19 protein-coding genes and 1 pseudogene are annotated in these 26,361 nt (G+C 72.4%); 14 read left to right on the forward strand and 6 right to left on the reverse strand.

What is annotated here, in order from left to right; all coding sequences use genetic code 11:
* Positions 1-39: 39 nt before the first annotated feature.
* Positions 40-822 (reverse strand): hypothetical protein, encoded by a 783-nt coding sequence (locus ACZ7EC_RS30150; protein ID WP_471067528.1) that lies wholly within the window; start codon positions 820-822, stop codon positions 40-42.
* 539 nt (positions 823-1,361) lie between these two features.
* Between ACZ7EC_RS30150 and ACZ7EC_RS30155 the strand changes: the two genes are divergently transcribed.
* Positions 1,362-2,024, forward strand: a complete 663-nt coding sequence (locus ACZ7EC_RS30155) for a transglycosylase family protein (protein WP_471067531.1) — start codon at positions 1,362-1,364, stop codon at positions 2,022-2,024.
* A gap of 7 nt (positions 2,025-2,031) precedes the next feature.
* On the opposite strand, the gene ctaD is transcribed toward ACZ7EC_RS30155, so the two are convergent.
* The gene (gene ctaD, locus ACZ7EC_RS30160) at positions 2,032-3,717 is read right to left on the reverse strand and encodes an aa3-type cytochrome oxidase subunit I (RefSeq protein WP_471067534.1); all 1,686 of its coding nucleotides are present in this window, start codon (positions 3,715-3,717) and stop codon (positions 2,032-2,034) included.
* A 385-nt stretch (positions 3,718-4,102) separates the two neighbouring features.
* Here ctaD and ACZ7EC_RS30165 point away from each other — a divergent pair, with 385 nt between their 5' ends.
* A complete protein-coding gene (locus ACZ7EC_RS30165) occupies positions 4,103-4,318 on the forward strand; it encodes an I78 family peptidase inhibitor (RefSeq protein ID WP_471067536.1) in 216 nt (71 codons plus the stop codon).
* Between the two features lie 97 nt (positions 4,319-4,415).
* Here the strand turns inward: ACZ7EC_RS30165 and ACZ7EC_RS30170 are convergent, their stop codons facing one another.
* Both ACZ7EC_RS30170 and ACZ7EC_RS30175 read right to left on the reverse strand, forming a co-directional pair.
* A complete protein-coding gene (locus tag ACZ7EC_RS30170; RefSeq protein ID WP_471067539.1) occupies positions 4,416-5,441 on the reverse strand; it encodes a phosphatase PAP2 family protein in 1,026 nt (341 codons plus the stop codon).
* Positions 5,442-5,680: 239 nt separating this feature from the next.
* A complete protein-coding gene (locus tag ACZ7EC_RS30175) occupies positions 5,681-6,952 on the reverse strand; it encodes a glycosyltransferase family 39 protein (RefSeq protein WP_471067542.1) in 1,272 nt (423 codons plus the stop codon).
* Positions 6,953-7,196: 244 nt separating this feature from the next.
* Here ACZ7EC_RS30175 and ACZ7EC_RS30180 point away from each other — a divergent pair, with 244 nt between their 5' ends.
* Complete coding sequence (locus ACZ7EC_RS30180) at positions 7,197-8,924, forward strand: MFS transporter (RefSeq protein ID WP_471067545.1); 1,728 nt, start codon at positions 7,197-7,199, stop codon at positions 8,922-8,924.
* An 89-nt stretch (positions 8,925-9,013) separates the two neighbouring features.
* Positions 9,014-10,198, forward strand: a complete 1,185-nt coding sequence (locus tag ACZ7EC_RS30185; protein ID WP_471067547.1) for an acyl-CoA dehydrogenase family protein — start codon at positions 9,014-9,016, stop codon at positions 10,196-10,198.
* 37 nt (positions 10,199-10,235) lie between these two features.
* On the opposite strand, the gene ACZ7EC_RS30190 is transcribed toward ACZ7EC_RS30185, so the two are convergent.
* Positions 10,236-10,673 carry a cell division protein SepF gene (locus ACZ7EC_RS30190; protein WP_361681394.1) on the reverse strand — a complete coding sequence of 146 codons (438 nt, stop codon included), beginning with the start codon at positions 10,671-10,673 and terminating at the stop codon, positions 10,236-10,238.
* Between the two features lie 270 nt (positions 10,674-10,943).
* Here ACZ7EC_RS30190 and ACZ7EC_RS30195 point away from each other — a divergent pair, with 270 nt between their 5' ends.
* Positions 10,944-12,185, forward strand: coding sequence for a DUF5685 family protein (locus ACZ7EC_RS30195; protein ID WP_471067551.1), 1,242 nt, complete (start codon positions 10,944-10,946; stop codon positions 12,183-12,185).
* 6 nt (positions 12,186-12,191) lie between these two features.
* Here ACZ7EC_RS30195 and ACZ7EC_RS30200 read toward each other — a convergent pair whose 3' ends face one another.
* Positions 12,192-13,109: an ABC transporter substrate-binding protein gene (locus ACZ7EC_RS30200; protein ID WP_471067554.1), complete on the reverse strand. Its 918-nt coding sequence runs from the start codon at positions 13,107-13,109 to the stop codon at positions 12,192-12,194.
* A gap of 510 nt (positions 13,110-13,619) precedes the next feature.
* On the opposite strand from ACZ7EC_RS30200, the gene ACZ7EC_RS30205 reads away from it, so the two are divergent.
* The 9 genes and pseudogenes from ACZ7EC_RS30205 to ACZ7EC_RS30245 all read left to right on the forward strand — a co-directional run bounded on the left by ACZ7EC_RS30205 (position 13,620) and on the right by ACZ7EC_RS30245 (position 26,234).
* A complete protein-coding gene (locus ACZ7EC_RS30205; RefSeq protein ID WP_471067557.1) occupies positions 13,620-14,477 on the forward strand; it encodes an amino acid ABC transporter permease in 858 nt (285 codons plus the stop codon).
* Positions 14,474-16,231, forward strand: a complete 1,758-nt coding sequence (locus tag ACZ7EC_RS30210; RefSeq protein WP_471067559.1) for an FAD/NAD(P)-binding protein — start codon at positions 14,474-14,476, stop codon at positions 16,229-16,231. The genes ACZ7EC_RS30205 and ACZ7EC_RS30210 overlap by 4 nt, the downstream gene beginning before the upstream one ends.
* Before the next feature lie 30 nt (positions 16,232-16,261).
* Entirely contained in the window at positions 16,262-17,023 is a 762-nt protein-coding gene (locus ACZ7EC_RS30215; RefSeq protein ID WP_471067562.1) for an amino acid ABC transporter ATP-binding protein, read from the forward strand.
* Between the two features lie 109 nt (positions 17,024-17,132).
* Positions 17,133-17,855, forward strand: a pseudogene (locus tag ACZ7EC_RS30220) (LLM class flavin-dependent oxidoreductase); the annotation flags it as partial.
* A gap of 354 nt (positions 17,856-18,209) precedes the next feature.
* Positions 18,210-18,992 carry a DUF1684 domain-containing protein gene (locus tag ACZ7EC_RS30225; RefSeq protein WP_471067738.1) on the forward strand — a complete coding sequence of 261 codons (783 nt, stop codon included), beginning with the start codon at positions 18,210-18,212 and terminating at the stop codon, positions 18,990-18,992.
* A 214-nt stretch (positions 18,993-19,206) separates the two neighbouring features.
* Complete coding sequence (locus ACZ7EC_RS30230) at positions 19,207-20,106, forward strand: S1 family peptidase (RefSeq protein ID WP_471067566.1); 900 nt, start codon at positions 19,207-19,209, stop codon at positions 20,104-20,106.
* Between the two features lie 353 nt (positions 20,107-20,459).
* Positions 20,460-21,542, forward strand: coding sequence for a S1 family peptidase (locus tag ACZ7EC_RS30235; protein ID WP_471067568.1), 1,083 nt, complete (start codon positions 20,460-20,462; stop codon positions 21,540-21,542).
* Between the two features lie 214 nt (positions 21,543-21,756).
* Positions 21,757-25,209 carry a DNA polymerase III subunit alpha gene (locus ACZ7EC_RS30240; RefSeq protein ID WP_471067570.1) on the forward strand — a complete coding sequence of 1,151 codons (3,453 nt, stop codon included), beginning with the start codon at positions 21,757-21,759 and terminating at the stop codon, positions 25,207-25,209.
* The gene (locus ACZ7EC_RS30245; RefSeq protein WP_471067574.1) at positions 25,206-26,234 is read left to right on the forward strand and encodes a DNA polymerase Y family protein; all 1,029 of its coding nucleotides are present in this window, start codon (positions 25,206-25,208) and stop codon (positions 26,232-26,234) included. Before ACZ7EC_RS30240 ends, ACZ7EC_RS30245 begins: the two co-directional genes overlap by 4 nt.
* Positions 26,235-26,361: the final 127 nt, after the last annotated feature.

Raw genomic sequence — 26,361 nt, forward strand, 5'->3', positions numbered from 1 at the left:
CGCAACCTTCCTTTAGCCGCTGCCCCCCGGACGCCGGGCTCAGGTACCGGCGAGGGGAAGCGCCGCCGCCACCAGCCGGCCGCCCGCCGCGGCCTTGTCGAGAGAGTCCCGCAGCAGGTCCTCGCGCGGCTGGCGGCCGATGGAACCCACCGGCGCGGCGAACATCAGCACCTGCTGGTGCTTGTTGGCCGCGGCCCGCCAGCCGTCGGTCACCTGGAGCGGCTGGTGGGCCTGCCACCAGGCGACGGGGTGGCCGCCGGACGGGCCCGGCTGGAGGACGGCGTGCAACTGGCCCACCGCCAGCAGCACCGACCAGCCGTGCAGCACCGGCGGGACCGCGGCCAGTTCGGTCACCGGCATGAAGCCCTGTTCGACGAGGAGGGGCAGGAAGTCGTCGCCGGGCCCGATGGTGCCGGGACGCACGATGGGCGAGGTGGGCTCGACCACCAGCGCGGGGTGCAACTCGCCCTCGATCAGGACGAGTCCGCTGGTCACGCCGAGCACCGCCTGCTCGGGCACGGGCCGCGGCGGCTCGCCGTCCTGCGCCTGTGCGCCGATGGAGCGGACGGCCCCCTGCAACTGCTCCTCGGTGACCTGGACGACCTGCGAGGGCAGGCAGCTCGCGTGGGCGAAGGCGAGGACCGCGGTCTCCTCGCCCACGAAGAGGACGGTGCTGGTGCGCTCCTGCTCGGAGTCGCCCGGTGTGCGGCAGGACGTGCAGTCGTAACTGCCCGGGGCGTTCTCTCCGGCGAGCAGCCGGTCGGCTTCTTCGTCGCCGATCTCGGCGCGTACGGCGTCGCTGACGTCGAGCATGCGCGGCACGGGTGGCTCCCTTGGGATGCGTGCTGGACCGGTCGGGTGGCTCCCGGCCGATGAGCCCCAGGGTTCCGGGCTCATGAAGAAGACAACGGGCGTCCTGTGGTGGGAGTCACGCATGGCGGAGCACCGGTTCGAATCAACCGTCCCGAGCGATCACACTGGGTACGGAATAATGCACGCACAGTCAACTCCGTGCGGTGGCAAGCTACTTGAACGAGTGAAGTGGGTCACAGCATGCCGTCCAGCATGGTCGAAAAATCAGTAAATCGACGCATGTAGTGGGTGGCCGAAAATTGCCGATACCGGTGGTAACCGTCAACTGGCCTGGCACGACGATCAGATGGTTGATGTCCGGCACACAGGTTCCCTACATTCCTCCGCCGTGTGCAACGAGCACCGCTCGGGTTCGTCCGTCACCCGGCACCGGCAGTCGTCATCGCCGGCACCGGGGGCACGGACGGGGCGGGCGCGAGGAACCGCGTTCGTGCGCGGCGAGGCGCGCTCCGCCCTGGGGGAATCCGGGTTGTTGGAGAGGGAGTCATATGTCCGAGTGTGCCGATACCAGCCGTACCACCACCCGTGACGACAGCGCGCGCAGGGGACGCCCGGCGGCCCTGCTCGCCGGCGCCGCGCTGCTGGCCCCGCTGGGGCTGCTGGCCGCGACCGGCCAGGCCGACGCCGCGGACAACGGGGTGTGGGACCGCATCGCCCAGTGCGAGAGCGGCGGCAACTGGCACATCAACACCGGCAACGGCTACTACGGAGGACTCCAGTTCTCCGCCCACACCTGGCGCGCGTACGGCGGCGGCGCCTACGCCTCGACGGCCGACCGGGCCTCCAGGGGCGCGCAGATCGCCGTCGCGACGCGGGTCCAGCAGGCCCAGGGCTGGGGCGCCTGGCCGGTCTGCTCCGGCCGCGCGGGCGCGATGGGCTCCGCCCCCTCGCAGGTGAGCCTCGACAAGGGCAGCACGACGAAGAAGTCGGCCCCGTCCAGGACCTGGAAGACCCCGGTCACCCCGAAGACCGCCAAGACACCGGGCCGCTCCGCGCGGAACAGCGGCGGCTACACCGTCCGCACGGGCGACACCCTGTCCATGATCGCCGCACGGCACGGCATCGGCTGGCACCACCTGTACGAGGCGAACAGGGCCGTCATCGGCGACGACCCGGATCTCATCGTCCCCGGAATGCACCTGGCCTTCTGACCGGCGGTCAGTCCCGCGCCTGATGGCCCCTCGGCTCCGGCTGGGGGGCCTGTGCCGCGTAGGCGGGATGGTGCAGATCGAACGCCGGCGACTCGGAGCGGATCCTCGGCAGGGTCACGAAGTTGTGCCGCGGCGGGGGGCAGGACGTCGCCCACTCCAGGGAGCGGCCGTAGCCCCAGGGGTCGTCGGTGTCGACCTTCTCGCCGTAGCGCGCCGTCTTCCAGACGTTGTAGAGGAACGGCAGCGTCGACAGGCCGAGGAGGAACGCGCCGATGGAGGACACGGTGTTGAGCGCCGTGAACCCGTCGGCCGCCAGGTAGTCGGCGTAGCGGCGCGGCATCCCCTCCGCGCCCAGCCAGTGCTGCACCAGGAACGTCGTGTGGAAGCCGGTGAACAGCGTCCAGAACTGGATCTTCCCCAGCCGCTCGTCCAGCATCTTCCCGGTGAACTTCGGCCACCAGAAGGCGAACCCGCCGAACACGGCGAAGACCACGGTGCCGAAGACGACGTAGTGGAAGTGCGCCACCACGAAGTACGAGTCCGTGACGTGGAAGTCCAGTGGCGGCGACGCGAGGATCACCCCGGTCAGCCCGCCGAACAGGAACGTCACGAGGAAGCCCAGCGCCCACAGCATCGGCGTCTCGAAGGACAGCGAGCCGTGGATCATCGTGCCGGTCCAGTTGAAGAACTTCACCCCGGTGGGCACCGCGATCAGGAACGACATGAAGGAGAAGAACGGCAGCAGCACCGCGCCTGTCGCGAACATGTGGTGCGCCCACACCACGATCGACAGCCCGGTGATCGCCATCGTCGCGCCGACCAGCGTCAGATACCCGAAGATCGGCTTGCGGCTGAAGACCGGGATGATCTCCGTGACGATCCCGAAGAACGGCAGCGCGATGATGTAGACCTCGGGATGCCCGAAGAACCAGAACAGGTGCTGCCACAGCAGCGCCCCGCCGTTCGCCGCCTCGAACACCTGTGCCCCGAATCGCCGGTCCGCCTCGAGCACCAGCAGCGCCGCCGCCAGCACCGGGAACGCCAGCAGGATCAGGATCGAGGTGAACAGGGTGTTCCAGGTGAAGATCGGCATCCGGAACATCGTCATGCCCGGCGCCCGCATCCCGAGGATCGTGGTGATGAAGTTGACCGCGCCGAGGATCGTCCCGAACCCGGAGAGCGCGAGCCCCATGATCCACAGGTCGGGGCCGACACCGGGGGAGTGCGCCGCGTCGTTGAGCGGCGCGTAGGCGAACCAGCCGTAGTCGGCGGCCCCGTCCGACGCGAGCAGGGACCCCAGCACGATCAGCCCGCCGAACAGGAAGAACCAGTACGACAACATGTTCAGCCGGGGGAAGGCCACGTCCGGGGCGCCGATCTGGAGCGGCATCAGCTCATTGGCGAACCCGGCGAAGCTCGGCGTCGCGAACAGCAGCAGCATGATGGTGCCGTGCAGGGTGAACAGCTGGTTGTACGTCTCCTCGCTCATCAGCTGCAGCCCCGGCCGGGCGAGTTCGGCCCGCATCAGCAGCGCCATCGCTCCCGCGGCCAGGAAGAAGCCGAAGCCGGTGATCAGATACAGATGGCCGATCTTCTTGTGGTCCGTGGTGGTGAGCCAGTCCACCGCCACCCGGCCCGCCCGCGGTAGGCCGCGCACCGGTCGCGTCGTCGCGCCCGCGGTCTCGGTCCCCATCGCTCGCCCCTTCGCGTCGTCCCGCCCCCCAGGGAGGCCCGCACCGGCGGCCCGCGCACCGGCATGTGCGGAATCCGTGAAAATTTCCTATGCGGTGTCAGCTCCGGTGGCTCGGCGCCGGATTACCTCGGGGAATCATGGTTCCGGGACCCGTCCCGATCCTCACCACGGCACTTTCCGCCGGGTAATTCGGGAGGGCGCCGTGACACGCGGGAATTCCGTTCGAATCCCCCGGTGGGCGGCACGGAAACCCTCGTTCGTGTGAGGAAGTTCGACCGAAACGAGACCCCGGAAGCTGTGACAGAAGTGTGACGGGAGTCTGATCCTGCTCTTACCCTGCCGTGCCCGGCTTCCGTCACCGCGGGTGCCGCCCTAGCGTGGCCGTATGGCACCGATTCCCACTCCGCCAGCGGAGCCCCAGGACAACCCGGACGGGTACGTCGGCCTCGACGCCGAGGAGGCCGAGCGGCGCGCCCGTGAGCGCGGCTGGTCGACCGTGCGCGCGCTGCCGCCCGGCGCGATCATCACCATGGAGTACCGGGCGGGGCGGCTCAACTTCGAGGTGCGCGACGGCCGGGTGGCCCGCGCCTGGAAGGGCTGACCGGGGGAAGTGCGAAGGCCCCGCTCCCTCTGCGGGAGCGGGGCCTTCGGCGTGGCGCGGGCCGGTGTGGTGCGTACCGGGGCCCGGCGCCGGGGCCTCAGCCGCCCGTCAGGGGGCGGGCCGGGGTGGTGCCGCGCGGTGCCCGGTCGGCGCCAGGCGGGCGGCGGGGGCCCGCCGGGGTGAGCGGGCTGCGTTCCGAACGCGCCGTGTGCGGGCCGGGTGCCAGGTGCACCAGGCCGCGGGAGGCGCGGGTCGCGGAGACCGGCTCGCGGGCCGGCGCGGGCTGCTCGGCCGCGGAGCCGCGCGGCCCGGCGAGCACCACCGGGGCGACGGGGACGGCCGGTTCGGACGCGGGCCGGCTGCGCCGGGCGCGCCAGCGGTCGCGCAGATCGAACAGCCACACCTCGGTCCGGGCGATCAGCGGCTCGAACCACGGCAGGGCGAGCAGGATCAGCAGGCCGGCGGCCCAGCCGAGGAGCACGTCGCTGAGCCAGTGCGTACCGAGGTAGACGGTGGTGAGACCGACGCCGAGCGAGGTGATCGCGGAGATCGCCGAGAGCCAGCGGCGGGCACGCGGAGTGGAGGCCAGATAGGCCAGGATGCCCCAGGTGACCACCGCGTTGGCGGTGTGACCGCTGGGAAATATATCGCCGCCCCTGACCATCTCGTTCGAGCCGATCACGGTCGCGTAGTGCGGGCCGAGCCGTCCCATGCCGTACTTGGCGGCGCCGACCGTGACGTTCAGCAGCAGGAGCGAGGTGGCGAGCGTGAGCAGCGGGCGGAGGGTGTGCTGCCGCCAGGAGCGCCAGCCCAGCCAGGCCGCGACCATCACCGCGGTGGGGCCGCGCTGGCCGAGCACCACGTAGTAGTCGAGGAAGGCGTGGATCTGCGGCCACTGCTGGTAAGGCCGGAAGAACATGACCTGCCAGTCGAGCCGGACGAGCCAGGAGGTGGTCACCACGGCCCATACGATCGCCAGATAGAAGGCGAGGGTCGCGGAGAACAGCACGACCCGGTGCCGGCTCATCACCGGCACATCGATATGGGCCGGCCGTTCCGGCTCGCGGTCCAGCCTGGCGAACACCCGGTCCAGACGCCGGGTGAGGTTCCGTTCGGTACGCACCCAATCGACGTTACAGCGAGTGAGCTGTGGTCCCGGTCGAAACAGCGTCTTTGTGATGACGATGTGATGTGGGAAACCTCTCAAGGGCGGTTGAATTTCACAGGATTCCGCAATCCGGTGAGGCCGCCCTCTGTAATTTCTTTGATCATGCCGGGTGTTGTTTATATGGCACTTATAAATGCGTTAACCCGGCCCTGGGCCGCAATTCTCCGGGGCGTCATCGGGCCCCCCGGAGTGGATCATGGCGGCCCCGAGCCGTTCAGCCAGAAGGCCCCGTAGACCGCGGAGACGATCGCCAACCCCGCCGTGACCAGGACGGATCGGGAGGTCCGCAGCCGGGCGAGCGCGGCGGCGAGCGGGAAGAGGACCGGGAAGGCGGGCAGCAGCAGCCGGGGCTTGGAGCCGAAGTAGCTGGAGGCGCACAGGGCGAGCGCGAGCACCACGCCGGTGTAGACGAGCAGTTCGAGCGGCTGGCCCCGGCGGACACCGGCGACGTACAGCCACAGCAGCAGCGCGACGCCCGCGATCAGGCCGGCGCCCGCGAGCGCGGCGGGGAACGAGGTGAACTTCTCGGCCACGAAGCGCGCGAAGGCGTACCCGCCGTCGAAGCCGTTGCGCCAGCCGGCCTGGACGTCCAGGTAGCCGAGCGGGCCCTTGCCGGTGCGGTGGCCGACCCAGAGGACGTAACCGGCCGCGCCGAGCGGGGCGAGGAGCACACCGAGGAGACGGCGGACGGCGGTGCCCGAGGGGGCGGCGGTGCAGGAGCGGTCGGCGGTGTCCGAGGGGGCGGCGGTGTGCGCGGGGGCGTGTGCGGGCTGCTGTGCGCCGTTCGCGTGCGCCGCGCTTCGGTCCCGCACGAACGAGGCCGCGGCCGCGACCCACACCGCCGCCACCACCGCCCCGCCCACCGGCCGGGTCAGCCCCGCGAGCGCCGCGAGCAGCCCCGCTCCCACCCACCGCCCGGTCAGCAGCGCGTACAGCGCCCAGGCCGCCAGCGCCGTGAACAGCGACTCGCTGTACGCCATCGACTGCACGGCCGCGACCGGCAGCACCGCCCACAGCAGTACGGCGCAGATCCCGGCCCGGCGGCCGGACACATGCTCGGCCACCGCGAAGATCCCCGCCGCCGCGGCCAGCGAGGCCACCAGGCTCACCACGAGGCCCGCCTGCCCGTACGGCAGCCCGGTGAGCGCGTGCAGCAGCCGCTCCAGCCAGGGCAGCAGCGGGAAGAACGCCAGGTTCGAGTGGACGTCGCCGTCCGGCAGCCGCACCTGGTAGCCGTAGCCCAGTGCGGCGACCCGCGTGTACCAGAGGGAGTCCCAGCGCGCGGTCAGCAGCGTCAGCGCGCTCGTGCCGCGCGCGGCGCTCCACACCGCCAGGACCACGAGGCCCAGGGCCCGGACCGCCGCGTACGCCAGCACGGCCGGGGCCGCCCGGCGCAGCAGCGGGGCACGGGGCGGGGCATGGGGCGGGGCGGGGGGCGCGGCCACGCCGGTCCTGAGATCGGTCACGGGCCCGATTATCGACCGGACGGGGGAACCGGCCGCCCGCCGGGCCGGTGCGACGTGGCGCACCCCACAGGGAAGCCGCCCCGCGGTGAGAGGTCCGCCACGCGGGGGCGCCGCGGACTCGCGTAGGCTGACGAGCCATTCCCGCGGGTTCAGCGGGGTCCGGGAACACCGCTCCTCCCGGCCGCACGACAAAGGAGAGCCTGTCGCTCCGCACCGCACGGGGGAACATCTGGGAGGTACGCACATGTCCGGGACGACCACGGCCGCGCTCCGGCCGCGCCACCGGACGGCCGGGCCCGGTGCCAACCGCTGGGTCGTCCTCGTCGTCCTGTGCGCCAGCCTGCTGCTCGTCGCCCTCGACGCGACCGTGCTGCACGTGGCCGTCCCCGCGGTCAGCGAGGACCTGCGGCCCGGCGCCATCCAGCTGCTCTGGATCGTCGACGTCTACCCGCTGGTCTGCGCCTCCCTCCTGATCCTCTTCGGCACCCTCGGCGACCGCGTCGGACGCAGGCGCGTGCTCCTGCTCGGTTACGGGCTGTTCGGCGTGGCCTCCGCGGTGGCCGCCTGCGCGCACACCGCCGAAGTGCTGATCCTCGCCCGCGCCCTGCTCGGCGTCGGCGGCGCCATGATCATGCCCGCCACCCTGTCGATCCTGCGCCAGGTCTTCCCCGACCGGCGTGAGCGCGCCCTCGCCATCGGCGTGTGGAGCGCGGTCGCCGCGGTCGGCGCGGCGGTCGGACCGCTGCTCGGCGGCTTCCTGCTGGAGCACTTCTGGTGGGGCTCGGTCTTCCTCGTCAACATCCCGCTGATGCTGATCAGCCTCCCGGTCGGCCGGCTCCTGCTGCCCGAGTCCCGCGGCACGGCCGACGGACCCTGGGACGTGGCCGGCGCGCTGATGGCGGCCGCCGGTCTGTTCGGCCTCGTCCTCGGGGTGAAGCGGCTCGGCGGCGACGAGGCCCCCGCGAGCCCGCTCACCCTGGTGCCGCTGCTGGCCGGCGCGGCCCTCCTGGTCCTCTTCGTACGACGCCAGCGGCGGCTGCCGCATCCGCTGGTGGATCTGCGCATGTTCCGCAGGCCCGCCTTCAGCACCTCGGTGGGCTGCATCGTGCTGGCCATGCTCGCGCTGGTCGGCCTGGAGCTGATCGCCGCGCAGTACCTGCAACTGGTGCTCGGCCTGTCGCCGCTCGCCACCGGGCTGCGGCTGCTGCCGCTGACCGTGGCCGCGATGGCGGCCGGCCTGCTGGGCGCGCGGGTGCTGCGCCGGTTCGGGCCGCGCCGGATGGTGTGCACCGGCTTCTGCCTGACGGCCGTCGCGGTGCTGACCCTGACCGCGATGGGCGACAGCGACGACGCGCCGCTGCTGCTGTCCGGCTTCGTGCTGCTCGGCTTCGGCCTGGAGACCACCCTGTTCGGCGCCTACGAGTCGATGCTCAGCGAGGCACCGGCGGACCGGGCCGGCGGGGCGGCGGCGGTCGGCGAGACCTCGTACCAGCTGGGCGCCGGCATCGGCATCGCGCTGCTCGGCAGTGTGATGAACGCCGCTTATACCCCCCGGCTGCGCACGGTCCCCGGCGTCTCCGCCCCCGACGCGACCGCCGCCGGACACTCGCTCGGCGAGGCCTACGACGTCGCCGACCGGCTCGGCGGCCCCACCGGGGCGGTGCTGCGCCGGGTGGCGCGGGACTCCTTCGTGCACGGGCTGCACCTGACCCTGCTGGTCAGCGCGGGCCTGTTGCTGCTGGGCGCGGTGCTGGCGCTGCGGCTGCCGCGGCTCATGCAGTGCGGCGCGGCGGCGGACGCGGCACCGCCGGCCTCCGAGCCCGCTGCCTCCGAGCCCGCTGCCTCCGAGCCGCCCGCCTCCGGGCCGGTCGCCCCCGAGCCCGCCTCCGGGGTGCCCTCCCCGCGCGTCTCCGGCAAGCCGCGCACCGCCGGGAAGCCGCAGGTCCCCGGCAAGCCGCGGGTCTCCGCCTGACCCCTCTGGACGTGCGGGACACTGCCCCGTAACGTCGGCTGCGAAGCCGTAACTAGCGCTGCTAGTTTTCAGTATCCGGAGGGTGTCCCATGTCCGCGAAGCTGCCCCCGTTCGACGCCGCCGACCCGCTCGGGATCGACGATCTGCTGGAGCCGGAGGACCTGGCGGTCCGGGACACCGTCCGCGGCTGGGCGGCCGACCGTGTGCTGCCGTACATCGCCGACTGGTACGAGAAGGGCGAACTGCCCCGGATCCGGGAACTCGCGCGCGAGCTGGGCGGCATCGGCGCCCTCGGGATGTCCCTGACCGGGTACGGCTGCGCGGGCGCCTCGGCCGTGCAGTACGGGCTGGCCTGCCTGGAGCTGGAGGCGGCCGACTCCGGCATCCGCTCGCTGGTCTCGGTGCAGGGCTCCCTCGCCATGTACGCCATCCACCGCTTCGGCAGCGAGGAGCAGAAGCGGGAGTGGCTGCCGCGGATGGCCGCAGGCGAGGTGATCGGCTGCTTCGGCCTGACCGAGCCGGACCACGGCTCCGACCCGGCGTCGATGCGTACCCATGCCAAGCGCGACGGCGAGGACTGGGTGCTCAACGGGCGCAAGATGTGGATCACCAACGGGTCGGTCGCCGGGGTCGCCGTCGTCTGGGCGCAGACCGAGGAGGGCATCCGCGGCTTCGTCGTACCGACCGACACGCCCGGTTTCTCGGCGCCCGAGATCAAGCACAAGTGGTCCCTGCGCGCCTCCGTCACCAGTGAACTCGTCCTGGACGACGTGCGGTTGCCCGCGTCCGCCGTGCTGCCGGAGGTGGTCGGGCTGCGCGGCCCGTTGAGCTGTCTCTCGCACGCCCGCTACGGCATCGTGTGGGGCGCGATGGGCGCCGCGCGCAGCAGCTTCGAGTCGGCCGTTCAGTACGCGAAGACGCGCGAGCAGTTCGGGCGGCCCATCGGCGGCTTCCAGCTCACCCAGGCCAAGCTCGCCGACATGGCGGTCGAACTGCACAAGGGGATCCTGCTCGCCCACCATCTGGGGCGGCGGATGGATGCCGGGCGGCTGCGCCCGGAGCAGGTCAGCTTCGGCAAGCTGAACAACGTCCGCGAGGCCATCGAGATCTGCCGTACGGCGCGGACGATCCTCGGTGCCAACGGGATCTCGCTCGAATACCCCGTGATGCGGCACGCGACCAACCTCGAATCGGTGCTCACCTACGAGGGCACCGTCGAGATGCACCAGCTCGTGCTGGGCAAGGCGCTCACCGGGCTCGACGCGTTCCGGTGAGCCACCGGATGGGGCGGGGCCGGTGAGCGGCCCCGCCTCAGCTCTGGTTGAAGAAGCCGTCCGTGCGGTGCGCGGACGCGTCACCGCTGATGATCTCCGTGTCGGCCGGGGTCAGCAGGAACACCCGCGTGGAGACCCGGTCGATGGAGCCGCGCAGACCGAAGATCAGCCCCGCCGCGAAGTCCACGACCCGCTTGGCGTCGCCGGGCTCCATGCCGGTGAGGTTCACGATGACCGGGACCCCGTCCCGGAACAGCTCGCCGATGGCACGGGCGTCCCGGAAGCTGTCCGGGGTGACCGTGGCGATCCGCCGGCTTTTCTCCTCGGCCTTGTCCGCGGCCACCTGCACCCGAGGGTCGGTCACCCAGGCGTCCCCGGACGTGGTGCCCTCGGAGTAGTCGTCGTCGTAGTAGCGCTCGTCATCGTTGTCGTCGACGAGGCCGAGCCACGCACTCGCCTTGCGTACCGATCCCATGGACGCCTCCTTCCTCAGCGGTCTCTCGTGCTTCCGCACCTTCCCCTATGGTCATCCATGATGCTGACAACGCGCCAAGTGGATAGTCGCCGCACGGGGGGTTTGTGACGGTACTGGTGCACAGCCGATCCGTCGAGACTCCTTGTCCCCCAAGGGTTGTGACACGTACGGCTGCTGACTGTGAGTGAAATATGATGGTCGGCGGCGGATGGGTGACGCCCGGTGCGTACGGGTGAAGCCGCTGCCACCACAACACACGGGGGAAACGCGGTGTTCGGAATAGTCAGACCCTGCTCACACCGGCTCGGTGAGCGCTTCAGGACCGAGTGGATGGCGCATCTGTGCGGGCTCTGCCTCGCGTTGCGCCGCGACCATGGCCAGCTGGCACGTGTCGTCACCAACTATGACGGTTTGCTGATCTCCGTGTTGACGGAGGCTCAGGTCGGCCGCGGCGAGGGCGGACGGCGTACGGCGGGGCCGTGCGCGCTGCGCGGGATGCGGACGGCGTCCGTCGCACAGGGTGAGGGCGCGCGGCTGGCGGCGGCCGTCTCCCTGGTGCTCGCCGCGGCGAAGGTCCGCGACCATGTCGCCGACCGGGACGGGCTGCTGGCCCGCAGGCCGGTGGCCGCCGCCGCCCGCAAGGTCGCGGCGAGCTGGGGCCGGGCCGGGGAGGCCGGCGGGGCGGCGGTCGGGTTCGACACCGGGATCCTGGTGGACGCCGTCGACCGGCAGCTCGGCATCGAGACGCTGGCCGGTACCGGCACCCCGCTCCTCACGGTCACCGAGCCCACCGAGACGGCCACCGCCGCCGCGTTCGCGCACACGGCACGGCTGGCCGGCCGGCCCGGCAACGCGGTGCCGCTCGCCGAGGCCGGGCGGCTGTTCGGGCGGCTCGCGCATCTGCTGGACGCGGTGGAGGACCAGGCGGCCGACGCGGCCTGCGGCGCCTGGAACCCGCTCACCGCGACCGGTACGTCCCGCACCGAGGCGCGCAGGCTCGCCGACGACGCCGTGCACGGCATCCGACTCGCCCTGAAGGACGCGGAGTTCAGCGACGGTGCGCTGGTCCATCTGCTGCTCGTGCACGAGCTGCGGCGCTCGGTGGACCGGGCCTTCGGCGCGACGGGCTGCGCGCACACCGGCACGGACGCGGAGGGCGCGCGGGGCGCGTTCGGACCGCCGACGGGGCCGTACGCGCCGGGGAACCCCGGTCCGCAGGGGCCGTACGCGCCGGGGGGCCCGTACGGCAGTCCCTACGGCAACCCCTACGGAGGTCCGCCGCAGGGTCCGGACAAGAGGGGCTTCTGGGCCGGCTGCGCCGCCGCGCTCGCCGTGTGCTGCACCTGCAAGGTGTGCTGCGAGTTCGAGGGGCCGTGGTCGCGGAAGAAGCGCGAGGGCTGCTGCGCCAACTGCGACTGCGGGGACACCGGTTGCGGCGATGTCTGCGAGTGCTGCGGCGGTTGCTGCGACTGCTGCGGCAACTGCGACTGCGACTGCGGCTGCGACTGCTGATCCCGCTCAGCCCTTGATCTCGGGCGGGGAGATCCGCGACGTGGTGATCGCCGAGCCCGTCGTGCCCCACTTCTTCAGGATCCTGCCGTAGGTGCCGTCGGCGATCAGCCGGTTCACCGCGGCCCGGAAGGCGGGTGCCAGCCTGGTGCCCTTCTTGAAGGCGAAGCCGACGTCGAGCCGGTGGAACTCGTTGAGGAACTTCAGGCCCGGCTGCCGCGCGACCGCGTAGCGCAGCCCGTTGATCGTGGACATCACGACATCGCTGCGGCCCTGCTGCACCGAGGACCAGATCGCGCTCGGCTCGGCGTACGTCTGCACCTGGTACGGCTTCTTGCCCGCGTCCGTGCACAGGTGCTTGCTCTCCTCCAGCGTGGCCTCGAACGTGGTGCCGGCGCCGGTCGCCACGTTCAGCCCGCAGAGCTGCCTGAGATCGGTGATCCTGCCGAGCTTGCTGTCCTTGCGGGTGGCGAAGCCCTGGCCGTCGTTGATGTAGGTGACGAAGTCGATCGTCTTGCGCCGCTCGTCGGTGACCCCGAAGTTGCTCGCGCCGACGTCGTACTTGCCGCTGTCCAGGGCGGGCAGGATCGCCTCGAAGCTCGCCTGGTCCACGGTCAGCCTGAGCCCGAGCACCTTGGCGACCGCCTTGGTGAAGTCGACGTCCTGCCCGGTCAGCGTCCTGCCGTCGGCGAGGTAGGTGGTGCCGGGCGGGGTGCCGCCGACGCTGATCGCGACGGTCAGGTGGGTGGTGCCGGCGGGCAGCAGCCTCGCCGCCGCCGGGTCCGTCTTCTCCGCCGACACCACGTCCGTGGTCGGCACCGCGTCGGACCCGGCCGCCACCCCGGAGGCGTCGGTCCCGCCCGTGCCCGAGCCGGAGCCGCAGGCGGTGAGCAGCAGGGCGGCCGAGGTCAAGGCGGTCAAGGGCATGACGAATCGATACATCGGCGTACGCATCGGCGGCGTTCTCCTGAACGGGAAACCTGAGCGGGAAAGGGGGTGGGGGAGCGCGAGGGGAGGGGCGCGTGTGAAGGCGCGGTGGAGCAGTGGAAACGCGGAAACGCGGAAACGCGGAAACGCGGGGATGCAGAGATCAAAGACGCGGAGAGCGCGAAGCAGGCCCGCCGGAGGCAGGCCCCGCAGGGGGTCAGCTCAACAGGAGGAGGACCACACGCGACCGAAGTCGATGTGGGAGCGGGTGACCAGCCACTGCTGTGGATGCATGGGGCAAGTGGAACAGGCATCCGGTTCCGCGTCAACCGACTTGAGACGTACCGCTCACACTATGGACACCCTTGACAGTGCGGACGACCGCTTGCGTACTCTCGGTGTACGGCCCTGCTGAGGGGCTCGGCCGTGACCGCGCCGCCCGTACGGCGCACCCCGTGTGAAGGCACAACCCGTTCCGACGTTCGACCGATCGCGTCACGGAGCCTTCACATGCCATCCGACACCCTCGCCCAAGCCTCCACCGCCCCGGAGATATCCGGGCCCGCGGCCGTCCCCCGGATCGTGCCCCAGCGCCGTTACGGACAGTGGACCGCCGCCGCCGTGGTCCTCGTGCTGCTCGGCCTCGCCCTCACCTCCGTCGTGCGCAACCAGGCGTTCCAGTGGGACGTCGTCGCCGAGTACTTCACCACCGGCTCGGTGCTGCGCGGGCTGTGGCTCACGCTCTGGCTGACCGCCGTGGTGATGATCCTCGGCTTCGCCCTCGGCACCCTGCTCGCCGCGTTCCGGCTCTCCGCCAACCCCGTGCTGCGCGCGGTCAGTTCGGGATACGTCTGGCTGTTCCGGTCCATCCCGATCCTGGTGCAGCTGCTGCTGTGGTTCAACATCGGGGCGCTGTACCCGACGGTGCTCGGGGTGAGGACGGTCGACCTGCTCGGCCCGGTCGCCGTCGCCATCGTCGGTCTCACCCTGCACGAGGCGGCCTACGCCGCCGAGGTCGTGCGCGGCGGCATCCTCTCCGTCGACCGCGGCCAGATCGAGGCCGCCCAGGCGCTGGGCCTGAGCCGGTGGCGCCGCTGGCGGCGGATCGTGCTGCCGCAGGCGATGCGCTCCATCGTGCCGCCCGCCGGCAACATGCTGATCGGCACCCTCAAGGGCACCTCCATCGTCAGCGTCATCGCCGTCAACGACCTTCTGTTCTCGGCCCAGTTGATCTACCACCGCACCTACCAGGTGATCCCGCTGCTGATGGTCGCCACCCTCTGGTACGCGGTCGTCACCACCGTGCTCGGCATCGGCCAGCACTACGTGGAGAAGCGCTACGCCCGCGGCACGGGTACGGCCCGATGAGGCCCCAGCTGGTGATCGTGGGCGCCGGTCCGCGGGGGACCGGCCTCCTCGAACGCATCGCCGCCAACGCCCCCGAGCTGTACGCCGGTTCGGGCCTCGACATCCATCTGGTGGACCCGCACCCACCGGGCGGCGGACGCATCTGGCGCCAGGAGCAGTCGCCGCTGCTGTGGATGAACTCGCACGCCGAGGACGTCACCATGTTCACCGACGACACGGTGCGCATGGACGGGCCGGTGCGCGAGGGGCCCACGCTGCACGAGTGGGCCGCGCTGGACGGCCGCACCTTCGCCGACCGGCAGCTCCAGGGCAGATACCTGCGCTTCGTGTACGAGCGGGCGCTGGCCGAACTGCCCCCGGACGTCACCGTGCACCACCACCCCACCCGCGCCCTGCGCGTCGGCGGCCCCCGCGAGGGGCGCCAGCAGGTGTGGCTGGAGGGCCGGACGCGCCCCCTCCTCGCCGACCTGGTGATCCTCGCCCTCGGCCACCTGGACGCCGAACTCGACCCGGAGCAGGCCGAGCTGGCCGCGTACGCCCGCGGGCACGGCCTGGTCCACCTGCCGCCCGACTTCACCGCCGACAGCGACCTGTCCGTGCTCAAGCCCGGCGAACCGGTGCTCGTGCGGGGCTTCGGGCTGGCCTTCGTCGACCTGATGGTGCTGCTCACCGAGGGCCGCGGCGGCCGGTACGAGGGCGACACCTACCTCCCCTCGGGACAGGAGCCGGTGCTGTACGTCGGCTCACGGCGCGGGGTGCCGTACCACTCGAAGATCGGCTACGACTGGACCGGGGACCGGCCGCCGCTGCCGCGCTTCCTCGGACCCGCCGAGATCGAGGAACTGCGCTCCCGGCCGGACGGCTTCGACTTCCGGCGCGATGTCTGGCCGCTGGTGGAGAAGGAGCTGGGGTTCGCCCACTACCACCGGCTGTTCACCGCCCACCCGGAGCGCACCGCGAGCGCCTGGGCCGACTTCGAGGAGAAGTACGCGACCGCCGACGGCCCCGCCGAACGGGACGCGCTCGTCGCCGCCGCCGTACCGGACCCGGCCGACCGGCTCGACCTCGCCGCGCTCGACCATCCGCTGGCCGGCGTGCGCCACGCCTCGCACGAGGACCTCCAGGACGGGCTGCGCGCCTACATCGAGGCCGATCTGTCCCGCCGCCACGACCCTGCCCACAGCCCCGATCTGGGCGTCTTCCTCGGACTGCTCTCCGTCTACGGGCAGTTGGCGCAACTCGGGGACATCGGGCCCTGGTGGCACGGGTTCTTCAGCTACCTGGCGTCCGGGCCGCCCGGACCCCGGCTGCGGCAGATGCTCGCGCTGTCCCGCGCGGGACTGCTGCGCTTCCTCGGCGCCGGCATGGCGGTCACCGCCGAGGACGGGGTGTTCCGGGCGGCCGGCCCCACCGTGCCCGGCTACTCCGTCACGGCACGGGCACTGGTCGAGGCCCGGCTGCCCGCGCCCACCGTCGCCCGTGCCCGCGACCCCCTGCTGCGCGAACTGCACGCCGACGGCGCCGCCGAGACCCCCGAAGGGCTGCTGCGGGTCGATCCCCGCGACGGCCGCCTCCTCGACGCCGCCGGACGCCCGCACCCCCGCCGCTTCGCGCTCGGCCCCTACACCGACGCCCGCACGCCCGGCGCCTTCACCCGGCCGCGCACCGGCGGACCCGCCTTCCGGCAGAACGACGCCACCGCGCGGGCGGCACTCGCCTTCCTGCGCGCGGGGACCGGACGCGCCGCCGCGTGAACGCCCCTTCCAAACAAAGGAATTGACCCCATGACCGTCATGGTCGACATCCGGTCGGTGCACAAGAGCTTCGGCTCGCTCGACGTCCTCAAGGGCATCGACCTCCAGGTCCGCACCGGCGAGGTCACCGTCGTGCTCGGCCCCTCCGGTTCCGGCAAGTCCACGCTGCTGCGCACCATCAACCACCTGGAGAAGGCGGACCGGGGCGAGATCACGGTGGACGGCGCGCCGATCGGCTACCGGCGGGCCGGAGACCGGCTGTACGAGCTGCCCGAACGCGAGGTGCTGCGCCGCCGCACCAAGATCGGCTTCGTCTTCCAGAACTTCAACCTCTTCCCGCACCTCACCGTCCTGGAGAACGTGATCGAGGCACCGGTGTCCGCGCTGAAGCGGTCCCGCAAGGAGGCGGCGCAGGACGCGCACCGGCTTCTCGCGCGGGTGGGACTCGCGGACAAGTCCGGCGCGTATCCACGGCGGTTGTCCGGCGGTCAGCAGCAACGCGTCGCCATCGCACGGGCGCTGGCGCTCAGGCCCCGGCTGCTGCTCTTTGACGAGCCGACCTCGGCGCTCGACCCCGAGCTGCTCGGCGAGGTCCTCGACGTCATCCGCGATCTCGCCGCGCAGGGCACCACGATGATCGTGGTCACCCACGAGATCGCGTTCGCGCGGGAGGTCGCCGACACGGTGGTCTTCATGGCCGACGGCCGGATCGTGGAACAGGGGCCGCCGGGCGCGGTGCTGGGGGCGCCGCGGGAGGAGCGGACGCGGGCGTTCCTGGCGAAGGTGCTGTGAGGATGGGCGTGGGCGCGGGGTGCCCGGAGTCCGGAGGGCGGAGGGGGCAGGCGGCTCGGGGCGCGCGGTGGCCGGAGGCGGGCGGATGAGCGGGCGCCACCGGCGCGGGATGCTGTGTCTCGCCGCCGCCGTCGATCTGCCGGACCACCTCGGTGCCGGTCCCCGCGCCGAACTGGTACGGCTCGCCGAGCAGGGCCGGCTGGACTTCGTGACCCTGGACGACTCCACGGGCCGGCCGGGACCCGAGGCGCTGGACCTGGTCTCGGCGGTGGCGTCGGCGACCCGGCGGATCGGGGTGGTGCCGAGGGTGACCGGCCCGTCGGGATCCCTGGACCGGGTCGCCCGTGGCCGGGTGGGCCGGTGGATCGAGGTGCACGGGGGCGGCTTCGACGTGGAGCTGGGGGAGGCCGACTGCACGGCCGGGGGTGCGGGGTCGGACGGAGCCGTCGTGCGGGGAGGCGAGCCGGGGGACCGGGTCACGGATGCCGCCGGTGTTCGGGGAGAGGGGACCGGCTTCGGCATCGACTCCGGCTTCGGTTTCGGTGTCGGCACCGGCCCCCGTCTCGGTATCCGCCCCGGTCTCGGTCTCGGCTCCGGCCTCGGCCCCGGCCCCGAGACCACCCCCGCCCCCGCCCCCGACCCGTCGTACCACCTCGCCCCCCTCGGCCTCATCGACGCGAGCACCCGGCGTGCCCGAGCCCTCGCCGCCCGGTACGCCGATGTCGCCCTGGTCCGCGCGGTGAGTCCGGCGCAGGTGGCCGCCGTGTGCGAGGAGCTGCGGGAGCGGGTGGCGAGGGCGGGGCGGGAGCCCGGTGCCCTGCGGGTGCTGGTGAGCCTGCGGGTGGACCTCGGCGGCGGGGAGTGCGCGGCCGAGCCCGGCCACGGCGGGGGCGGCCCCCGGCCCACCGCGCGGGGCCCGCTGTACCGGGGCGGGCCGGTCGATCTCGCGGACCTGCTCGCCGCCTGGCACGCGGAGGGCGCCGCCGACGGCTTCCACCTGGTTCCCGTCGAACCCCGCCGCGACCTGGAGCGGCTGGTCAACGGCACGGTGGCGTTACTCCAGCACCGCGGCCTGTTCCGGACCTTCTATCCGGGCGGCACCCTCCGCGAGCACCTGGGCCTGGCCCGCCCCGCCCACCACGCACCGCGACCGGGGAAGACAAAGCACACAAAGGAATGGAACGGCATGGCAATCGACGCGTTCGACGCATGGAAGCAGTGGCGGGAGAAGCGGGAGGAGTCGGTCACCGCGCCCTACGGACCGCTCGCGCTGACCGGCACCCACTGGATCGAGGACCAGCCGGAGGGGCGACTTCCGGACATTCCAGGGATTTGGGTGGCGGATGGTGAAAGCATTGTGCTGACGGCCACCGAGGCCGACGGGCTCCGGGTGGACCGCCGCCCCTTCGCCGGCGAGATCCGGCTGACCGCCGACATCGGCCCGGAGGCCGCCGCCCGCGTCTCGCTCGGCGAGAAACGGCTGGTCGTCCTGGTGCGTGAGGGTGTCTGGGGGGTGCGGGTCTACGACCCCGGTGCCGCGGCCCGACGGGAGTTCCGGGGCATCGAGGCCACCGAGTACGACCCCGAGTGGTCGGTGCCGGGCCGCTTCACGCCGTACGACGCGCAGCGCGTCCTGCGGCTCGGCAACGCGGACGGCCGTACCCGCGGCTTCGCCCTCGCCGGTGAACTCGCCTTCACCCTGGCCGGGCGGGAGCGGACGCTGGCCGTGGCGCGGCAGGGCGAGGGCCCGCTGTGGGCGGTGTTCGCCGACGCCACCAGCGGCGACACCAGTTTCCGGTTCCGCTTCCTCTACCCGGACGCGCCGGACGCGGAGGGCCGTACGACCGTCGACTTCAACCGCGCGCAGCTCCCGCCCTGCGCCTTCGCCGACCACTTCCTCTGCCCCCTCCCGCCGCCCGGGAACACGCTGGACACGGCGGTCGAGGCGGGGGAGCGGACCCTGAGCTGACGTCAACGGGAGTCAAAGCCACGGCCGCCTGGCAAAGGAGGACTAAAGTCCGACGGCCGAAAGGCACCCTTGTGCGTACCGGGCGGTCGGCCGAATACTCCCCCTCAGCGCTTGTCAGGGACATGAAGTAGCCGGAACCCGGTGACGGCCCTGACTGCGCCTCACGGGCCCCGACCCCACGCGGGCCCCCGACTCCCCTTGGAGGGAACGAAAAGTGAGGAACAAGCGCACCACTGTCCCGAGCGGTCCGGCGAGACGTACCCGGCTGATCGCCGTGGCCGCGGGCTTCCTGGCCGCAGCGGCGTTCGCCGCCCCCACGGCGAACGCCAGCGACGCCCACCCCTTCAGCGCCGCGCAGCTCACTCAGGCGAGCAACTCGGTGATGAAGGCGGACGTACCCGGCACCGCCTGGGCCGTCGACGCCAAGAACAACCACGTCGTGGTCACCGTCGACAGCAGGGTCTCCCAGGCCGGGATCGCCAAGATCAAGAAGCAGGCCGGCGCCGAGGCGGGCGCGCTCACCATCAAGCGCACGGCCGGCACCTTCAAGCCGCTGATCAGCGGCGGCGACGCCATCTACGGCGGCCAGTACCGCTGCTCGCTCGGCTTCAACGTGCACAGCGGCAGCACGTACTACTTCCTGACCGCCGGGCACTGCGGCCAGGTCGCCTCCACCTGGTACAGCAACTCCGGGCACACCACCACGCTGGGCACCAACGTGGGTTACAGCTTCCCGGGCAACGACTTCGCGCTCGTCAAGTACACCAACTCCTCGATCGCGCACCCGAGTGCGGTCGGCAGCCAGACCATCTCCAGCGCGGCCACTCCGAGCGTGGGCCAGACCGTCTACCGGCGCGGCTCCACCACCGGTACGCACAGCGGCAAGGTCACCGCGCTCAACGCCACGGTCAACTACGGCAGTGACGGCATCGTCTCCGGCCTGATCCAGACCACGGTCTGCGCCGAGGGCGGCGACAGCGGCGGTCCGCTGTACAACGGGTCCGTCGCCTACGGTCTGACCTCCGGCGGCAGCGGCGACTGCACCTCCGGCGGTACGACCTTCTTCCAGCCGGTGACCGAGGCGCTGAGCTACTACGGCGTCACGCTCCCCTAACCGGATCCGGCTTCGGCCCGGTCGCTGTGAGCCCCCGCACAGATGCGCCTGTGCGGGGGCTTCTCCGTGCCCGGCTGGTGAAGGAAGGGCGACGACGGCGAACGAAACGAGCCATGTCCCGTCGTCACGTTCCGATGAGGGCCACTCGCCCGTTGTGTTTGCGCCCCGAAATTTCCTCGGTGGTGCCGGTGGGTCAGCTGTGAACGGGTGTGCGGGGCCCTCTCCTTGGCGCGTCCGGAACTCGGCCTTGTGTGCGCCCTGTGGGTTTCGGAAGAGTGGGCGCCCGTCAACCAGCCTTCCGGTCGTCGGGTCCCCACAACCCGGACGGCCAACCCCCCACAGGAGGACGTGAGTTGAAGCACCGACGCATACCCGGGCGCCGGCTCGTCATGGCCGGCGCGGGTGTCACCGCGCTGGCCGCAGCGGGTCTCACCTTGCAGAATGCGAACGCCAGTGAACCCGTGAAGCCCGCTGCCCAGATCCGGCCGCTGTCCGCTCCGGCGGCCGTGACGCTGGCCGCCGACCTGACCAGGCACCTCGGTGCGGACACGGCGGGCAGCTACTACGACGCCAAGGCCAGGAGCCTCGTCGTGAACGTGCTCGACGAGGCCGCCGCGAAGGCCGTGGAGGCCAGGGGCGCCAAGGCCAGAATCGTCACCCACACGCTCGCCCAGCTCGACGGCGCCCGTACGACGCTGAAGAAGGAGGCGACCATTCCGGGCACGTCCTGGTCCATCGACCCGGTGTCGGACAAGGTCGTCGTCACGGCCGACAAGTCCGTCACCGGCGCCCGCTGGGACAGGCTGGACAAGGTGGTCCACGGGCTCGGCGGCACGGCCGAACTCAAGCGGTTCCAGGGCGAGTACAAACCCTTCATCGCCGGCGGCGACGCCATCAACGGCTCCGGCGGCCGCTGCTCGCTCGGCTTCAACGTGGTCAAGGACGGGCAGCCGTACTTCCTGACCGCCGGGCACTGCACCGCGGACATCTCCACCTGGTCGGACGCCGACGGCAACGAGATCGGGCAGAACGCCGAGTCCCACTTCCCAGGCACCGACTTCGGCCTGGTCAAGTACACCTCGGACGCCCCCCATCCGAGCGAGGTCGACCTCTACGACGGCTCGACCCAGGCGATCACCGGCGCCGCCGAGGCCACGGTGGGCATGAAGGTCACCCGCAGCGGGTCCACCAGCCATGTGCACGACGGCACGGTCACCGGTCTGAACGCCACCGTGAACTACCAGGAGGGCACGGTCAGCGGGCTGATCCAGACCGACGTCTGCGCCGAGCCCGGCGACAGCGGCGGCTCGCTGTTCTCCGGCGACAAGGCGATCGGTCTGACCTCCGGCGGCAGCGGCGACTGCACCTCCGGCGGCCAGACCTTCTTCCAGCCGGTCACCGCGGCCCTCTCCGCCACGGGCACCACCATCGGCTGACGGACACACCGAGCCCGCGTCCCGCCCCGAACCTTCGGGGTGGGACGTCGTGGTTTCGGCCAGCGAACACGCCCGCTCACACTCGGTAAGAAATCACCCACCTGTTCGAATAAGCTCGCCGACCAGCGTCGATGGAGCTACAGTAATCGAACGAGCGTACGATGAACGTATCGGGCGTATGGCTGAAAAGGGGGTGGAGTGAGGGAGGAGCGGCATGGCGGGCTTCGCTCAGTTGCATGTCGCGTCCGGTTACTCCGCCCGCTACGGCGCCGCCCATCCGGAACAACTGGCGCGGCGCGCGGCCGAGCGGGGGATGGCGGTGCTCGCGCTGACCGACCGGGACACGGTCACCGGCGCTGTTCGATTCGCGCGGGCCTGTGCGGAGGAGGGGGTGCGGCCGGTCTTCGGTGTCGATCTCGCGGTGGAGGCCCTCGCCCCGCCGCCGCCCGGCCGGCGCCGCCGCACCCCGGCGCGCGGCGGCGCCCATGTGGTCGAGCCGCCGCTGCGCGTCGTGCTGCTCGCCCGGAACCGGGAGGGCTGGGCGCGGCTGTGCCGGATCACCTCGGCCGCCCACGCGGACGCCCTCGGCGGCCGGGCGCCCGTGGTGCCCTGGGCGGCGCTGCGGGAGCACGGCGGTCCCGGACTGCTGGTCCTGCTCGGCCCCCTCTCGGAGCCGGTGCGGGCCCTGTCGGTGGGCCGGGAGGATGTCGCGGTGCGGCTGCTCGCGCCGTGGCGGGAGGTCTTCGGGCGGGAGGTCCGGCTGGAAGCCGTCGCGCAGAAACGTTTTGGCACGGGTCCGGGCTCCCTCCGCCTCGCCGCCCGCACCCTGGCACTGGCCGACCGCACCGGCACCACCGCCGTCCTCACCAACGCCGTCCGCTACGCCGACCCGGAACAGCACCGCCTCGCCGACGTCCTGGACGCCGCCCGGCTGCTGCGCCCGATCGACCGGCGCCGCCTGGACAGCGGGCAGCGCTGGCTCAAGGACGAGCGGGCGATGGCGGTCCTCGCGCGCATGGTCGCCGAGTGCGCCGGAGCCGACGAGCGGCGGGCCCGCCGACTGCTCGCCGACACCGCGGCCACGGCCGCCGAATGCGTCCTCGACCCCCGCGCCGACCTCGGACTCGGTACCCCGCACTTCCCCGAGCCGGCCCTCTTCGGCGCCGGTCCCGGCACGGACGGCGCCGCCCGGCTGCTGCGCCGGCGCTGCGCGGAGGGCCTGGCCCGCCGGGGCCTCGACCGCGACCCGGTGGCGCTCGCCCGGCTCGACGAGGAACTCGCCGTGATCTCCCGGCTGCGCTACGACTCGTACTTCCTCGCCGTCGGCCAGATCGTCGCCGACATCCGGGCCAAGGGCATCCGGGTCGCGGCCCGCGGCTCCGGCGCCGGCTCGCTGGTCTGCCACGCGCTGGGCATCGCCACCGCCAACCCGCTGGAGCACCGCCTGCTGTTCGAACGGTTCCTCAGCGACCGCCGGGTCTCGCTGCCCGACATCGACATCGACGTGGAGTCCGCGCGCCGCCTGGAGTGCTACGACACGATCTTCGAGCGGTTCGGCAAGGAGCGGGTCGCGGTCACCGCGATGCCCGAGACCTACCGGGCGCGCCGGGCCCTGCGCGACACCGGCCTCGCCCTCGGCATCGCGCCCGCGGAGGTCGACCGGATCGCCAAGAGCTTCCCGCACCTGCGCGCCTCGGACATCACCGGGGCCCTCGCGGAACTGCCCGAGCTGCGCCGGCTGGCCGCCGAAGCAGGCCGGTTCGGGCCCCTGTGGGAGCTGGCCGAGGGGCTCGACTCGCTGGTCCACGGCATGGCCATGCACCCCTGCGGCGTGGTCATCAGCGATGCGACCCTGCTGGACCGGCTGCCGGTGCAGCCCACCCCGCAGGGCGACTACCCGATGGCCATGGCCGCGAAGGAGGAGATCGAGGCGCTCGGCAACATCAAACTCGACGTGCTGGGCGTGCGGATGCAGTCCGCGATGGCCCACGCCGTCGCGGAGATCGAACGGACCACCGGCGACCGCATCGACCTGGACGACCCCGAACAGGTGCCGCTGGACGACGTGTTCGCGTTCAAGCTCATCCAGGAGAGCCAGACCCTCGGCCTGTTCCAGCTGGAGTCGCCCGGCCAGCAGGACCTGCTGTCCCGGCTCCAGCCGCGCAACCAGCAGGACGTCATCGCCGACATCAGCCTCTTCCGCCCCGGACCGGTCGCGGGCGGCATGCCCGAGCGGTACATCGCCGCCCGGCACGGCGGTGCGCCGTCCTACGCCCATCCGGACCTGGAGCCGGTGCTCGCCGACACCTACGGCGTGACCATCTGGCACGAGCAGATCATCGAGACGCTGGTGGTGCTGACCGGCTGCGACCCGGCCTTCGCGGAGATCACCCGGCGGGCGCTCGGCGACAAGGAGCGGCTGCCCGAGATCAGGGAGTGGTTCCACCGGCTCTCCCGCGCGCGCGGCTACGACACGGCGGTGCGGGAGGAGGTCTGGCGGACGATCGAGGCCTTCGGGGCGTACGGCTTCTGCCGGGCGCACGCGGTCGCCTTCGCCGTACCGGCCCTCCAGAGCGCCTGGCTCAAGGCGCACCACCCGGCCTTCCTGCTGGCCGGGCTGCTCGAACACGATCCGGGGATGTGGCCCAAGCGGGTCCTGGTCGCCGACGCGCGCCGGCGCGGGGTGCCGGTGCTGCCCGTCGACGTCAACCGGTCCGCGGCGCGGCACACCGTGGAGAAGACCGACGGGGACCGCTGGGGCGTGCGCCTCGCGCTGTCCGCCGTGCACGGCATCGGCGAGCAGGAGTGCGCGCGGATCGAGGCGGGGCAGCCGTACGGATCGCTGTCCGACTTCTGGCAGCGGGCCCGGCCCAGCCGCCCGGTCGCCGAACGCCTCGCGGAGATCGGCGCGTTGGACTCCCTGCACGACGGCCGGCTCACCCGGCGCGATCTGCTGCTCCAGCTCGCCGAACTGCACCGGGCCGGCCGCAACCGGTCCGCAGGCGCCGGCCAGCTGCCCCTGATCGCCGGGGCCGTGGGCGGATCCGAGCCGAGCGGGCTGCCGGAGATGACCGGACGCGAGGCGCTCGGCGCGGAGTTGAACACCCTCGGCATCGATGTCTCCAAGCACCTGATGGAGCACCACCACCGGCTGCTGCGGGAGATCGGCGCGACCGACGCGGCGCACCTGGCCGGGCTGCGGGCCGGGCAGCAGGTGCTGGTGGCGGGCGCCCGCGCCTCGACCCAGACCCCGCCGATCGCCAGCGGCAAGCGGATCATCTTCGTCACCCTGGAGGACGGCTCCGGCCTGGTCGACCTGGCGTTCTTCGAGGACTCCCACCCGGCCTGCGCCTACACCGTCTTCCACAGCGGGCTGCTGCTGGTGCGCGGCACGGTGCAGGTGCGCGGCACCCGCCGTACCGTCGTCGGCACCATGGCCTGGGACCTCGACCGGATCGCCGCCGCCCGCCGCGACCACGGTCCCGAGGCCGCGCTCGCCCTGCTCGGCGAGCGCCACCCGCACCCGACCCCCGCCCAGCCGCGGCGCACCCTGGTCGACGGCACCACCGGTGCCCGCCTGCACCCGTACGCCGATCTGCTGCCCGCCGGCAGCCGTTCGGCCGATCTGAAGAAGTTCGGTTACACCAGTCCGGGGAGCGCGGGATGAGCAACCGTCGGCGGCACATCGCCCATCTGTACCTGCACGGTTCGCTGAACGAGGAGCAGTACGGCCATGTAATCGAACTGGTGTCCGGTGTCACGCCTCATGTGCAGGAAATGCCGCCCGACGCCGTGCAACTGGACCTGACCTCGGCGCTGCGGTACTTCGACCTGTCCCCTTATGACGTGGTCCAGATGACGATGATGCGGCTGAAGGCCCATTACGGCATCGACGGCAGCGCCGGGCTCGCGGGCAACCGGATGCTCGCGGCGATGGCCGCCGACGCGTCCGCGCCGGGGGAGACCACCTGGGTGCCCGCCGAGCGGGCCGCCGCCTGGCTGCGTCCCCGGCCGGTCACCGCGCTGCCGGGGGTCGGCCGCACCACGGCGGCGACGCTCGGCCGGTACGGCCTGCACAGCATCGGCCAGCTCGCCGACCTCTCCCCGGCGACCCTGCAACGCCTGCTCGGCGCGAGCACCGCCCGGCTGCTGGCCGAACGCGCCCGCGGCCACGACCCGCGGCCGGTCACACCCAGTGAGCCGGCGGACCGGCTGACCACCGACCTCGTGCTGGAACGGGACTGCCTCGACTCGGCGGAACAGCACCGGTCCGTCCTCGGGCTCGCCGACCGGCTCGGCCAACTCCTGCGCCGCGAGCGGCGGGTGGCGGGCCGGGTCACTCTCACCGTGCGCTACGCCGACCGCAGCTCCAGCACCCGCGCGCGCACCCTGCCGGAGGCCACCGGCCACTCGCCCGCCCTTGCCGCGGCGGCCCTGGGCCTCCTCGCCTCCCTCGGCCTGCAACGGGCACGGGTGCGCGCCTTCACGCTCCGCGCCGATCGCCTGCGCCCGGCCGCCGACGCCTGCCACCAGCTCTCCCTGGACCCCGCCGACACCCGCGCCCGCGCCGCCGAGGCCGCCGCCGACCGGGCCCGTCGGCGCTTCGGACCGGACGCGGTGCGCCCGGCGGCGACGGCACGCCTGCCTCGTCATTCCTCCGGCGAGTGGATCAGTTGGCCCCAGGCGGGGTGAGCCGGCGGCCGAGGTGGCCGGCGGATGGGGCGAGTTGTTGAGCGCTGCGGAAGTGCGGGCGCTGCGGGGGGCCTTGGCGAGGATCGCGCCCTGCGGGCCGGTGTGGCCCGTGTAATGACGGCACGTC

The sequence above is a fragment of the Streptomyces sp. NPDC037203 genome (genome assembly GCF_055605065.1).

What these genes read in the sequence shown, in the direction of transcription:
- ACZ7EC_RS30155 (WP_471067531.1), top strand. Translation starts at nt 1,362, where the DNA reads ATGTCCGAGTGTGCCGATACCAGCCGTACCACCACCCGTGACGACAGC.
- ctaD (WP_471067534.1), bottom strand. Translation starts at nt 3,717, where the DNA reads ATGGGGACCGAGACCGCGGGCGCGACGACGCGACCGGTGCGCGGCCTA.
- ACZ7EC_RS30165 (WP_471067536.1), top strand. Translation starts at nt 4,103, where the DNA reads ATGGCACCGATTCCCACTCCGCCAGCGGAGCCCCAGGACAACCCGGAC.
- ACZ7EC_RS30180 (WP_471067545.1), top strand. Translation starts at nt 7,197, where the DNA reads ATGTCCGGGACGACCACGGCCGCGCTCCGGCCGCGCCACCGGACGGCC.
- ACZ7EC_RS30185 (WP_471067547.1), top strand. Translation starts at nt 9,014, where the DNA reads ATGTCCGCGAAGCTGCCCCCGTTCGACGCCGCCGACCCGCTCGGGATC.
- ACZ7EC_RS30190 (WP_361681394.1), bottom strand. Translation starts at nt 10,673, where the DNA reads ATGGGATCGGTACGCAAGGCGAGTGCGTGGCTCGGCCTCGTCGACGAC.
- ACZ7EC_RS30200 (WP_471067554.1), bottom strand. Translation starts at nt 13,109, where the DNA reads ATGCCCTTGACCGCCTTGACCTCGGCCGCCCTGCTGCTCACCGCCTGC.
- ACZ7EC_RS30205 (WP_471067557.1), top strand. Translation starts at nt 13,620, where the DNA reads ATGCCATCCGACACCCTCGCCCAAGCCTCCACCGCCCCGGAGATATCC.
- ACZ7EC_RS30210 (WP_471067559.1), top strand. Translation starts at nt 14,474, where the DNA reads ATGAGGCCCCAGCTGGTGATCGTGGGCGCCGGTCCGCGGGGGACCGGC.
- ACZ7EC_RS30215 (WP_471067562.1), top strand. Translation starts at nt 16,262, where the DNA reads ATGACCGTCATGGTCGACATCCGGTCGGTGCACAAGAGCTTCGGCTCG.
- ACZ7EC_RS30225 (WP_471067738.1), top strand. Translation starts at nt 18,210, where the DNA reads ATGGCAATCGACGCGTTCGACGCATGGAAGCAGTGGCGGGAGAAGCGG.
- ACZ7EC_RS30240 (WP_471067570.1), top strand. Translation starts at nt 21,757, where the DNA reads ATGGCGGGCTTCGCTCAGTTGCATGTCGCGTCCGGTTACTCCGCCCGC.
- ACZ7EC_RS30245 (WP_471067574.1), top strand. Translation starts at nt 25,206, where the DNA reads ATGAGCAACCGTCGGCGGCACATCGCCCATCTGTACCTGCACGGTTCG.